A 12,885-nucleotide genomic window follows, 5' to 3' on the forward strand; every position below is an offset into this window, starting at 1 on the left:
CATTGTAATAATACAATGAACAAAAAATTAGAAAACAATGGAAACTAAAGAAAAAAAATTCAGTTCAAAAGATTTTCATGAAACTTTTGCAAGACCAAAATTTGTAATGCCCGATACATTAATACATAAAAATGTAGAAAATGCAGGGGTACACGATCAGTTCTCTACAGAAAGAAAACATCCTGTTTTTTTTATAGATCTACCTAGTAAAAATGTTAGTATGACTATTGGCGGTTTGTTACCAGACCAAATGACAAATAAACATAGGCATACGTATGAAACATTATTGTATGTAATCGAAGGAGAAGGATATACCGAAATAGAAGGTGTGAGAGTGGATTGGAAAGCAGGAGATGCTGTTTACATTCCCAGTTGGACCTGGCATCGTCATAAAAATTTGAGTAGTACAAAAAATGCAAAATACATTGCCAGCGAAAATGCGCCACAACTTCAAAACTTAGGTGTAGCACTTCGTGAAGAAGAAGGTAGAGATTTATAATCATCAAAAAAATATATTATGAAAAATGTACCATTTAAGGGTGTGATTGCTTATCCAATAACACCATTTGATACTAATGAAAAAGTAGATATTGATTTGTTTAGAAAACTTTTAGAACGATTAATAAGAAATGGATCTCACGGTATTGCTCCTTTAGGAAGTACAGGTGTACTTCCTTATCTTACAGATCAGGAAAAAGAGGCAATAACCGAAGCAACAATTCAACAAGTAAATAAACGACTTCCTGTTTTAGTTGGAGTTTCGAATCTAACAACAGAAAGAACAGTGCATCATGCTAAGTTTGCAGAAAAAGCTGGTGCTACAGCAGTTATGATCATCCCAATGAGTTACTGGAAATTGACAGATGATGAGATCGTTCGGCACTACGACACGGTAGCAAAACAGATTTCTATTCCAATTATGGCCTATAATAATCCAGCTACAAGTGGAGTAGACATGTCACCTGCATTACTAAAACGTTTGCTAGAAATCTCTAATGTTACCATGATTAAAGAAAGCACAGGTGATGTGCAACGTATGCACTATTTAAGAAAAGAATTGGGGGAAGATGTAGCTTTTTATAATGGCTCGAACCCTTTAGCATTAGCCGCTCTTTCTGCAGGAGCAACGGGTTGGTGTACTGCAGCTCCAAACCTTATTCCCGAACTTAATATTGCGTTGTATGATGCCATTCGGGAAAATGATTTACAACATGCGCAGAACATGTTTTATAAACAGATCAATCTTCTGAAATTTATAGTTAACAAAGGACTACCAAGAGCAGTTCAGGCAGGTTTAACTATTTTAGGAGAAGAGGGAGGAAATTTGAGAAGCCCATTAAAGCCTTTGACTGATATAGAAAAGAGTGAACTAAAAATCATTTTAGAAAAATCGAAGCATGGTATTGAAAAAGTAATGGGGTGAAGTAAAAGAAAAATAGAATAACTTTAAACAAAATAAATTAAGAAAGAACAATATTGCTTAGACTAAATTAATAAATAGGTAAGTAGAATATAAAGTTATATTCTACTTACCTATTTATTAATAATACTAGTCTTGGGTTTACAATTGTTATTTTGCTATTTTAGAATAATTTATAGAAAACAATTGATATGAATCTTACACTTTGGATTTCGTTTATAGGAACAGTTTTTATTATTGGAGTAACTCCTGGGCCAAGTGTACTACTTGCTTCTGCTAATAGTATGAATTACGGAACAAAAAAAACAGTTGGAACTATATTAGGAGATTTATCGGCAAACACTATACAGATACTTTTGTCCTCGCTGGGATTAGCATCTATTGTTATTTCTTCAGGAGAAATTTTTAGCCTGATAAAATGGATTGGTGTTGGATATTTGATATATATGGGAGTGACAAAAATTATTTCAAAACCAAATGTCGAAGAATTCAAAAAGAAAAATAGGGAAAAAAGTTTTTTAAAATTATATAGTGAAGGTTTTTTTATGTCGGCATCAAACCCAAAAGCAATTGTTTTTTTTGCTGCATTATTCCCTTTGTTTATTGATGAAAGCCTTGCTTTTGCGCCTCAAGTACTCTTGTTGGGAATAACTTATCTAGTGATTGATGGAATTAGTCTTTTTATGTATGTTAGATTTGCATCAAGGCTAAAAAAATATCTTGAAAATAAAGAAAAGGTTCACTTACAAAATAAAATCATAGGAACTCTATTAATTTTTAGTGGAGTACTATTATCTATGGTAAGGCGAACTAATACTTAATAGATAGCTTTTATTTAAACAGCTAGACTAATGTTATAATCCTTTTAATTGAGCGTCTCGAACTTTTTTAAACAAATTAGAAGAGTACACAAAATCGGTTACTGCCTTATTATCGGTTTTAAATATTTGGGTCTTGTCACCTTCCCATTCTAAATTCCCATTTTTAAGAAAAACGATTTTTTCTCCAATTTCCATTACCGAGTTCATATCATGGGTGTTAATTACAGTAGTGATATTGTATTCTTCGGTAATTTCTTTAATAAGATTATCTATGACAATAGCCGTTCTAGGGTCAAGCCCAGAGTTAGGTTCATCACAGAATAGATATTTTGGCCGTGTTACTATGGCACGTGCAATAGCAACACGTTTTTGCATTCCACCACTAATTTCTGAGGGTAATTTTTTCTCAGCATTTTCAAGATGTACACGATCTAAAACCTCATGAACTCTTTCTAACATTTCTTCCTTTTTCTGTTTGGTAAACATCATTAGAGGAAACATTACATTTTCTTCTACTGTCATAGAATCAAATAGAGCGCTGCCTTGAAAAACCATTCCCATTTGTTCTCTTAGGTCTCTTTGTTGTTGTTCATTGAGTTCAGAATAAGTACTGCCATCATAGCAAATAGAACCTTGCTCTGGAGTAAAAAGCCCAAGTAGACATTTCAAAAACACAGTTTTACCACTACCACTGGTACCGATAATAAGATTGGTCTTGCCTCTATCAAAGGTTGTAGTGATTCCTTTTAAAATCTCTTCTCCATTAAAACCTTTATGTAGATTAGTAACTTCTATCATTAGCTTAGTAATAATTGGGTGAGAATATAATTAGATATAACAATGGACACCGTAGTCCATACAAAGGCAGAAGTACTGGCTTTACCAACCTCTAGTGCGCCACCTTTCATGTAATATCCATGAAATGATGGAATGGTTGCCAATAAAAAAGAATATAAAAAAGTCTTTATAAAAGCATACACCAGATGATAGGGAATAAACTCTTCTCGTAGTCCAGTCAAAAATTCTGCACTAGAAATAAATCCTCCATAAACTCCAGCAACGTATCCTCCAAATACACCTACAAACATGGCTATTGCAATAATAAACGGGTAAGTGAGCATCGCGATGATTTTAGGGAAAACTAAATAATTAAGTGAATTGATACCCATTACTTCTAATGCATCAATCTGCTCGGTTACCCTCATTGTACCAATACTTGAAGTAATAAAAGAACCTACTTTACCCGCCATGATAACTGAAATAAATGTTGGTGCAAATTCAAGTATTACAGATTGTCTTGAAGCAAAAGCAATAAGTTTTTTTGGAATTAAGGGATTAGTAAGATTGAGCGCAGTTTGAATGGCTACAACAGCACCAATAAAAAAGGCTAGAAATACAGTTATTCCTAAAGAACCAATAATTAAATCATCTATCTCTTTAAATATCAGGTTCCGTATTACAGAACCTTTAGTCATTCGACTAAAAACGCCTTTTAACATTAAAAAATAGCGACCAATATCGTCTAAGTAAAACATGCATTATAATTAGAAAGGCTAAAATAGAAAAAAAAATATCCATAGCATTTAACCTTCTATTAAAGTTTTACATTTGTACTAATAGTATTTTAGCTATTTAAATTCAAAATATAATGACAAAAAGAATATTTCTAATCTTATTAGTTGCGTTGTGCTGTATGCCTTGTAAGGCACAAGAAGTTGTTCAGATCAATAACTCACCTAAGCTGGTAGTTGGTATTGTTGTAGACCAAATGCGATATGATTATTTAACCCGTTTCTATAATCGATTCGGAGATAAAGGTTTTAAACGTATGATAAATGAAGGTTTTAATTGCAAAAACAATCATTTTAATTATGTACCTACTTATACAGGCCCTGGTCATGCTTCTGTATATACAGGAACTACACCAAAAAATCATGGGATTATCTCTAATCATTGGTATGACAAATTTGATAAAGCAATGGTATATTGTGCGAGTGATTCTTTAGTTAAGCCTGTAGGATCTGATAGCGAAATGGAGCGAATGTCTCCTCATCGCATGAAAACGTCTACTATAAGCGATCAAAATAGATTACATACACAATTAAAAGGAAAAACAATTGGTATTGCTATAAAGGACCGAGGTGCTATTCTGCCAGCTGGCCATTCTGCGAATGGTGCATATTGGTTTAGAGGTAAAGATGAAGGGAAATGGATTACAAGTACCTATTATCGTAATGAATTGCCAGATTGGGTTAAAAAATTTAATACCTCTAACCAGGCAGAATCTTACTTAAAAGTATGGAATACTCTTTATGATATTAATACATATGCAGAAAGTGGTCCAGATCAGAATGAGTTCGAGGGTGGGTATAAAGGTAAAGAAACAGCTACGTTTCCTTATGATTTAGCAAAGCTAAAAGATCAAAACTCTGGATATGATATTATTAAATCATCAGCTTATGGAAACAGCTTAACCACCGACTTTGCAATTGCTGCAATTGAAGGAGAGCAACTGGGAACAGATAAGATTACTGATTTTCTTACAGTGAGTTTCTCTAGTACAGATTATGTCGGACATAACTTTGGAGTGAATTCTAAAGAAATTCAGGATACATATTTGCGATTAGATAAAGATTTAGAACGCTTTTTTGATGCTTTGGACACTAAAGTGGGTAAGGGGCAATATACTGTTTTTCTTACAGCGGATCATGGAGCTGTACATGTGCCGTCATATTTGAAATCTGTTAAAATTCCTGCAGGTTACTTTGATAGAGATGCATTTACAACCAAAGTTAAAGCATTTGTGAAAACACAATTTAAGGTAGATGGATTGATCGAAAATATATCAAACAATCAAGTATTTTTCAATTATAGCATATTGAAAAAAAATACAATATCTGCTGAAAAGCTAGAGAAAGCACTCGCTCATTATATACTTCAGGAAAACCAAATTGATAAAGTGTTTACCAGAAATCAGTTAGAAACAGGTGAATATGTTACCGGTATAGCTGCATTAATTCAAAAAGGGTATAATCAAAAAAGAAGTGGTGATGTAGTATATGTAATGGACCCTGCTACGATATCTTATTCTAAAACAGGTTCAACTCATGGAAGTGGTTTAACCTATGATACTCATGCTCCTTTATTGTTTTTTGGACAAGGAATACAAAAAGGAAGTACAACTCAAGAAACATATATTCCGGATATTGCACCTACTATCTCGGCTTTATTAGGAATTGCTTTTCCTAACGGAGCCACAGGAAAAGTGCTATCTTTTGTGTTAGAGTAGGGATTATCCTTTTAATTTTTGATATATGGATTGTGCACTTTTAACTGCACCTTCCATATATCCTCCAAATTGGATTGCGGTTTCAGCCCCCGCAATAAATAAGTTATTGTCAAAAAGTTCTTTTTGGTAAACAGAATGGCCATTATTTTGATGAGGAAAGATAAAATGTTGAGAATCCTTAAAGGTATTAGGTTCTTTTCTCCAGATCTTTTCCTTATACTGGGTGTATTCTAAAGCATCATTACCAAAGAGTTTTTGAAGTTGATGTGTTACTTTGGATTTTCTGTTCTTTTCGGTCTCCAGATGCATTTCGTTTTGTAAAAAGCCTTTTAGAGCATATTTGGTGTTTCTATTATCTGAATGATCATATAATTCTGTTATGGGGCCTACATTACTAAATACAGTTCCTGAATATTTGTTTTCCTTCCAAAATGGTCTTTTGTATGAAATCCCGAATTTTATAGCATCGCCCATCCAGGTATGGGTGTTGTTGGCTATTTCAATAGTGTTTTTGGGTAAAGAAGGATTAAATTGTATAGTGTTTACAAGAAGCCTAGGCGGTAATGTAGATACTACTTTATATGCATGATAGTTATGGCTAGCAGTATTGATTTCAAATTGATTTTTAGTATAACTAATGCTCGTTACTTTTTCATTTAAAACAAGCTCTCTATTGGTAAGAGAAGAAGCCAAAGTATTAAGTAATGCAATAGTTCCTCCTTGTATCCGATAACTTGGTTGTTGATTAGGGGGCAATTGTATTTGTTGAGGTGGGGCGGTAGATAGAGGTTCAAACAATGCAGTCCCTTTCATAAATTGTTCAAAAACAGGAAGTTTTAATTCTTCTACTACTTTTAACAACTCCTGGTGCTGGATTCCTATCCATGTAGCTCCCATTTCAATTGGAGTTTCATCATTGGTAAGAACTGTATGAATTCTTCCACCAATTCTACCTCTAGCTTCGATAATTTTAAAAGAAATATTTTGCTTTTTTAATCTATAAGCAAGTAACAATCCTGTTAATCCAGCGCCAATTATAAGTACTTCTGATTTCATTATAGTTAAATGTGAAAAGTAAGGCCTCTTTTTGAGGCCTTACTTTGATGTTGTTTTTTAATTACGTCCGGCAATTACACCACCATCGGTATCCCATATTGCGCCGGTTACCCAGGAAGCTTTATCTGATAATAGAAAAGTTATGCTATTAGCAATATCTTGCGGAGTTCCGTTTCTTCCTATAGGATGAAAATTATTAAACCCTACCAATGCTTTTTTAGCTTCTTCGGTACTTCCAAAGACACTATCATAAACTGGGGTTTCGACTACAGCAGGTGATACTGCATTTACTCTAATCCCGTGATCTGCCAACTCCATTGCCAGGTGTTGAGTAAGAGTGTGTAGCCCTGCTTTCTGCATAGAATAAGCAGAAGAAGGAGTCGCTTTTACAGCTTGTTTTGCCCACATCGAACCGACATTTACAATAGATCCACTATTATTTTCTTTCATTTTTTTAGCGGCAGATTGAGTGATAAAAAAGAAGCCTCTATTAAGGTCTTGGTAAGAATCATAATCCTCTACCGTATGATCTAAAAATGCTTTTGGTCCAAAGATTCCGGATGCATTTACGAGGTAATCTAAACGATCTAATCCAGAAATGATATCGGTTAATTCATTTACACTAGCTGCATTTGTAATATCTACCTGGTGCTTAATTACGTTATCTGCATCTGGTATTTTGGATATATTCCTCCCTACTACATGCACTATTGCACCTCCTTCGATTAGGGTATTTACGGTGGCTTTACCAATTCCACTGGTTCCACCAACAACTAAGGCTGTCTTGTTTTTGAATGTTGTCATTTCTATTTTTTTTAGATTAATAAACATAGACAGACAAGTCTGTCTATGTTTGATAAATTTTTTTAATTCAATATACTTTCACAAAGAGATAAACCCGTATCTATTGGCCATTGATCCTGGTGTAATTTACTTTCAGAAATAGAACTTTCATATATTAAATAAATTCTCTTGGCTAGTGCCTCATTTTCTGAAGTTGTATTTTGACTATAGTTTTGCTCTACCAGTTCTTTTATGAATTCAATAAATTCTTCTTTTTGTTTTTGTATCTCTTTTCTGATCTTTTCGTTTTCTCTTGGGATTTCAGCAATAGTATTTACACACCAGCATCCATTAAAATCTTTTTCGGAAAAGAATTCTACGAGAAAATGAAATAAAGCATAAAGTTGATCCTTTCCTTTTTTGGCGTTGCCTACAAAGGTTTTTATATTTTTTGTAAATAAGTCATTTCTATACCTAAGATAGGCAAGGCAAATATCTTCTTTTGAGGCAAAATGATTGTATAACGTTGCTTTTGCTATACCTGCTTCTTTTATAATTTCATTTATACCAGTACGATTATATCCTTTTTGGTAGAAGAGGTCAGAGGCAGTTTCTATAATATGTTGTCTTACTAAAGAGTGTTTCACGATACAAAACTACAAAATAATTTCAAAAATAGACAAGTCTGTCTGTTTTTAAATCAAAATTATTCTAAAGAGCAGTAAAAACGGATAGTTTATTTAAAGCAAATCCGCAAATTCTACTACTGTAGAATTTGCGGATTTGTATTTTTTAAAGAATAAGAAATTAATCTTAGATACTTAATTCGTTAAAAACCTCTACAAGTTTAGGATCAGATGGCCTGGGTGCGCTTGCACTTACAATTTTACCTTCAGGATCAATTAAGATAAATCTTGGGATTCCTCTTATGCCATAATCTACAATAAATTGAGATCCCCAGTCGTTGTCTGCGAATAATTGAACTCCACCTAATTCTTTTTCTTTAACCATTGCTTTCCAGGCATCGTGTTGCGGTTTTTTATCTATAGAGATACTTACAAATTCGATATTTTTATTGTGATATTGTTTTTCGACTTTCTTTAGATGTGGGATTTCTGCTTTACATGGTCCACACCAGGTAGCCCAAACATCAATGTATATATATTTTCCTTTAAGATCACTTAATGAAGTTGTACCTCCTTTATAATTTTCATAATTATTAAATACAGGAGACTCATTACCTTTAACCAGTACTTTTATTTTTTCGAATTTATTAGTTAATTCACTTTTAAATTCTTCATCGTCTGAGGCGGCCATAAGCATATCATATAATTCTGCTGCATTCTCATTTCTTGGAGATACTTGATATGCCATATTTTTTATAAAAGCATTTCTGATATTTTTACTTTTTATTTGAGCCAAATTCTCCATCATTGCTTTATCCATAGAAATACTATCCTTGGCAGCTTTTTCTTGAGAAATTCTATAAAAAACATCAGAACTTAATCTTTTATATGCGCTAGATTTCTCATAATCTTCTGCATTGTCAATATCAAAACCTTTTAACTCATCCAAAAAGCCTTCTGGAGTTTTATAGTCTTCCTTTTTGGCATAATGACTATGAGTCGATTGATAATTATTTAGCATTGCTAAATATTCATAGTGATTATCCTTAGTTTGAGTAGTTACAAATTCGGGATCTAAATCTTTATATTTTTTAATCGCATCATTTTTAGCTTGTTCATTTTGCGACACTAATTTTTTAAACTCATCTACCTCACTAATAAAGAGTTTTTTATACCCTTCTGGGCCACCAGCAAAAAGGCTTTCCTCTATTAAGGCTCTTTCTGCCAGATAGTTGTTGGCATCTGCAGCAGTACCTGTGTATTTTATGGTTTCATCAAATTGCTTAGTGTCTATTGTTAATTCTAGTTGATCTCCATGATCTAAATACAAGGATGACCTTTCGCGACCAATCATAAAACGATAAGAGCCTTTGGATTCAATCTTTAAAGTATCAGAGAATGTCCCATCTTCATTAATTGAGATAGCTTTTTTGAAATCATTACCATTTCCGAATACATTAATCTCATTTTCTACGGCATTACTTACTTTTCCAGAGAAAAGCACATAGTCTACTTTTTCTGCTTTGCTTTCTTTATTACAAGAAGCTAAGCATAATACGCAACTTAATGCCCAAAGAAGTTGTTTGATTTTCATGAAATTATTTTTTAAAAATTAATGCTTCAATGTAAGAATAATTTATTGTAAAAAAGTTAAAGAAATACTAGTTTTTATAATTGAAGCTATTCGCTATATGAGTTTTTTTTTCATTTTTTTCCAACGAAGTTTACGAATAAAATCTCCTTCTTTTTCAGAAACAAGGAATACTTCTTTTTTTGCTTTTGCTTTATAATACCCTGTTAAATAATCATTGATTAGGCTTGGTCGTTTTTTAAGTAGAGCCAATTTTATTGAGGCAATTAGTGTAATCCATAACCCGTATCTCATTTTATACATGGCTTCTCCATGTACGTATTTTGTGTTTGTATTATAGTTTTTTCCTGTAGGTTTAAGATGTTTTACAATCAAACTATGACAAGTTTTGGTTTTCCATCCATGATATTGAGCTAATAATACATCTAAGGTATCCCAGCCAATTGATTTTTTAAGCCCATTAATGGCTTCAAAACATTCTTTGCGATACGCTTTTATTGGTCCTCGAACATGATTCTTATCTGCAATATGCTCATATATCCATTTTTTCTTTTTTTCGATGTATAGGATACCAGAAGCCATCCCAATTTTTGAATCGGACTCAAAAACTTCGGCGATAGTTTTTAAATAATCTTTTTGAAAAATGAGATCGGCATCAAATTTACAAATGATGTCATAATTGGAGTCCAAAGTTTGAAAACCTTGATAAAAAGCATTAATCACTTTGCTTCCGGGCATATGATCTTTAGAAGAATTAGTGATATTGACCAATGATATAAAATGGTACTTGTCTGTAAATTTATTTATAATATGTACTGTATTATCTGTAGAGTTATCATTTACTACCACTATTTTTTTGGGAAGCAATGTTTGTGAAACCAGAGAATCAAGAGTTTCTTCGATAAATCTTTCCTCATTATGAGCTGGTATGATAATAGATATATTCAAAAAAAATAATTTTAAGTTTCAGAATTCAGGCTTTATTATTATAAAAATTGATTAAGATTTTTTTATCCTTTCTGCATAAACAATATAATATCTGGGAGTGAAAAGTCTTAATAAAGGACGTAATCCAAGTTTTTTAACAGGATGTGTCCACTTGTTTCTTGCTTTAATTTCCCAACCAGCTTTTTCGAGTAACCAATCAAATTGCCAATCTTCAAATTCGTGATAATGTCTGTCCCAGTGATCAGTTTTACTACGATATGCCGAAGAAAACCATAGTTTTAATGGGATAGAGGCAACCAATTTATCAGCTTTGATATCACGTAAAACATTAAAAGGGGCGATAAGGTGCTCAAAAATTTCGAAAGCAGTAACAATTTGGATATTTTCTTTTTGTACAGCTTCTGTGTTGAGATCCAGATCTTCGCCAGAGGTGTTTGATACTGTATATCCTTCTTTTTCCATAAACTCTACAAAAGGATTTCTAACACCCAAATCCAGAACAGTACCTGGGGCTGGGGTATTTTCTCTAAGAAATTCTAAAGTTTTTTGGTATCGTCGGTGAGGAAAATTTCCTTCGTACATAATAGTCAAATCAGTAATTATATTGTAAAAATAGACAATTACCCAGATTACTATCTGTACATCTAAGAGAATTTTACAAAAGGTTTAAAATTGGTATAAAAGAGTATTAATGTTCATCCCTGCGCCTACACTGGCAAATAGCAAAATATCTCCTTCTTTAATGGATTGGTTTTCTACTTTACCATTTAGAATAAGGTCATATAGAGTAGGGACAGTAGCAACACTACTATTTCCTAGTTTTTGAATAGTCATGGGCATAATACCATCGGGTACTTTCTGGTCGTATAGATCATAGAACCTTTTTACAATAGCTTCATCCATTTTCTCATTAGCCTGATGAATGATAATTTTTTTGATATCTGTGATACTAATATCGGTTTTATCAAGGCAAACTTTCATTGCTTTTGGTACTTGATTTAAAGCAAATTCATATATTTTTCTCCCATGCATTTTGATGTATCTCGTATCGTCATTAGAGATGTTATTGTTTGTTTTTCCGAAGAATAGAAAATTACTTTCTTCAAGTGTATAAGAAGCACTTATAGAAGAAATTATCCCTCCTGGTTGTTTTGTTTTTTCTAGTATCACAGCTCCCGATCCATCAGAATAAATCATAGAGTCCCGATCATGCTTATCTATAACACGAGATAAAGTTTCTGCCCCAATAACAAGACATTTTTGAGCCATATTACTTTTTATATATGATTGGGCTTGTATGACTCCTTCTATCCAACCAGGGCACCCAAAAAGCAAATCATATGCGACACAGTATGGGTTTTTTATTTTTAATTTATGTTTTACTCTTGCTGCAAGACTGGGGACAGTATCTGCCTGAGAGGAGTTTTTGTCTACATTACCAAAATTATGAGCTACAATAATGTAATCAAGGGTTTCAGGATCAATTTTTGAGTCTATAATTGCTTTTTTTGCAGAAAGAAATGCTAAATCAGAAGTGTTTTGATGAGCAGAGGCATATCTACGTTCTTCAATACCTGTGATTTTTTTGAATTTATCAATTATAGCGGTAGTGTTATGTTCGATTAGGACCTTGTTTTCAGTAAAGAATTGATGATTGATAAAGTCGTTGTTTTTTTCAATTTCATTAGGTATATAGCTCCCTGTACCCGTTATTTTGATATTCATTGTGCCCAATTATTTATTATGAATGGTAAGGTACATGATAAGAATTATTTTATTATGCATACATAACAGATACTACGACGCCCAACTTTTTTATGGATTTGATTAAACTCTGATTATATATTAGAAAATCTATTATAGTTTGAAACTACTTAGGAATATTTCACTTCACTTATAAACCTTCACAATATAGAGTTTTAATGCATAATCTGGGTTTAGAATCAATAGGCTATTCTATTTTTAATTGCATAATCGTCACAATGGATAAGGCTCTTGTTTTGATAAGGTGTGCTTTTTCTCCTTTAAAATTGCGATCCACTGTTTTGTGAAACAGTGATAGCCAAGTATCGAAATGGATTTTTTCTAGCTTTTTTTTACTGCTTAAATTTTTATGAATCTGCATCACATTCTTTTTGTAATTTCCTGTTCTAAATAATTGCTGTTCCCAAAAATCTGTAATTTCCGGAATATGTTCTTCGAGATTAATTTTTGCAATTTTGGTAAAAAAGATGCCAATTGCAGGATCTGCAAAAGCGTCTTTATAAAAGGCATTCATTAAGAATTCTATGTCTTGTCTTGAAGTGATATCTTTCATAGGTTTACTGTGCAGTTTTAAAAATTACACTTAT

At 32.7% G+C, this 12,885-nt stretch carries 14 protein-coding genes; 4 read left to right on the forward strand and 10 right to left on the reverse strand.

The genetic code is table 11. From position 1 onward, the window contains the following. Positions 1-37: 37 nt before the first annotated feature. The 3 genes from DG435_RS14805 to DG435_RS14815 all read left to right on the forward strand — a co-directional run bounded on the left by DG435_RS14805 (position 38) and on the right by DG435_RS14815 (position 2,241). Entirely contained in the window at positions 38-499 is a 462-nt protein-coding gene (locus DG435_RS14805; RefSeq protein ID WP_024772055.1) for a cupin domain-containing protein, read from the forward strand. Between the two features lie 18 nt (positions 500-517). Further along, positions 518-1,423: a dihydrodipicolinate synthase family protein gene (locus tag DG435_RS14810; protein ID WP_106792520.1), complete on the forward strand. Its 906-nt coding sequence runs from the start codon at positions 518-520 to the stop codon at positions 1,421-1,423. A gap of 188 nt (positions 1,424-1,611) precedes the next feature. Beyond that, a complete protein-coding gene (locus tag DG435_RS14815) occupies positions 1,612-2,241 on the forward strand; it encodes a LysE family translocator (protein ID WP_106792521.1) in 630 nt (209 codons plus the stop codon). A 33-nt stretch (positions 2,242-2,274) separates the two neighbouring features. Here the strand turns inward: DG435_RS14815 and DG435_RS14820 are convergent, their stop codons facing one another. Both DG435_RS14820 and DG435_RS14825 read right to left on the reverse strand, forming a co-directional pair. Then, entirely contained in the window at positions 2,275-3,039 is a 765-nt protein-coding gene (locus DG435_RS14820) for an ABC transporter ATP-binding protein (protein WP_106792522.1), read from the reverse strand. After that, positions 3,039-3,776, reverse strand: coding sequence for an ABC transporter permease (locus DG435_RS14825; protein ID WP_106792523.1), 738 nt, complete (start codon positions 3,774-3,776; stop codon positions 3,039-3,041). The genes DG435_RS14820 and DG435_RS14825 overlap by 1 nt, the downstream gene beginning before the upstream one ends. 113 nt (positions 3,777-3,889) lie before the next feature. Here DG435_RS14825 and pafA point away from each other — a divergent pair, with 113 nt between their 5' ends. Further along, a complete protein-coding gene (gene pafA, locus DG435_RS14830; RefSeq protein WP_106792524.1) occupies positions 3,890-5,530 on the forward strand; it encodes an alkaline phosphatase PafA in 1,641 nt (546 codons plus the stop codon). Between the two features lie 3 nt (positions 5,531-5,533). Here pafA and DG435_RS14835 read toward each other — a convergent pair whose 3' ends face one another. From DG435_RS14835 to DG435_RS14870, 8 genes are all read right to left on the reverse strand, one after another. Next, positions 5,534-6,586, reverse strand: coding sequence for an FAD-dependent oxidoreductase (locus DG435_RS14835; protein ID WP_106792525.1), 1,053 nt, complete (start codon positions 6,584-6,586; stop codon positions 5,534-5,536). A gap of 57 nt (positions 6,587-6,643) precedes the next feature. Beyond that, positions 6,644-7,390 carry an SDR family NAD(P)-dependent oxidoreductase gene (locus DG435_RS14840; protein WP_106792546.1) on the reverse strand — a complete coding sequence of 249 codons (747 nt, stop codon included), beginning with the start codon at positions 7,388-7,390 and terminating at the stop codon, positions 6,644-6,646. A 62-nt stretch (positions 7,391-7,452) separates the two neighbouring features. Next, on the reverse strand, positions 7,453-8,016 hold the full coding sequence (locus DG435_RS14845; protein ID WP_106792526.1) for a TetR/AcrR family transcriptional regulator: 564 nt from the start codon (positions 8,014-8,016) through the stop codon (positions 7,453-7,455). 166 nt (positions 8,017-8,182) lie between these two features. Further along, positions 8,183-9,589: a TlpA disulfide reductase family protein gene (locus DG435_RS14850; RefSeq protein ID WP_106792527.1), complete on the reverse strand. Its 1,407-nt coding sequence runs from the start codon at positions 9,587-9,589 to the stop codon at positions 8,183-8,185. Positions 9,590-9,682: 93 nt separating this feature from the next. Continuing rightward, positions 9,683-10,534 carry a glycosyltransferase family 2 protein gene (locus DG435_RS14855; protein ID WP_106792528.1) on the reverse strand — a complete coding sequence of 284 codons (852 nt, stop codon included), beginning with the start codon at positions 10,532-10,534 and terminating at the stop codon, positions 9,683-9,685. Positions 10,535-10,585: 51 nt separating this feature from the next. Then, positions 10,586-11,116: a methyltransferase gene (locus DG435_RS14860; RefSeq protein ID WP_106792529.1), complete on the reverse strand. Its 531-nt coding sequence runs from the start codon at positions 11,114-11,116 to the stop codon at positions 10,586-10,588. Between the two features lie 84 nt (positions 11,117-11,200). Continuing rightward, a complete protein-coding gene (locus DG435_RS14865) occupies positions 11,201-12,259 on the reverse strand; it encodes a 3-oxoacyl-ACP synthase III family protein (RefSeq protein WP_106792530.1) in 1,059 nt (352 codons plus the stop codon). Positions 12,260-12,485: 226 nt separating this feature from the next. Further along, positions 12,486-12,851: a group III truncated hemoglobin gene (locus tag DG435_RS14870; protein ID WP_106792531.1), complete on the reverse strand. Its 366-nt coding sequence runs from the start codon at positions 12,849-12,851 to the stop codon at positions 12,486-12,488. Positions 12,852-12,885: the final 34 nt, after the last annotated feature.

The sequence above is a fragment of the Aquimarina sp. Aq78 genome (assembly GCF_900299525.1).
In the GTDB taxonomy this organism is placed as follows: domain Bacteria; phylum Bacteroidota; class Bacteroidia; order Flavobacteriales; family Flavobacteriaceae; genus Aquimarina.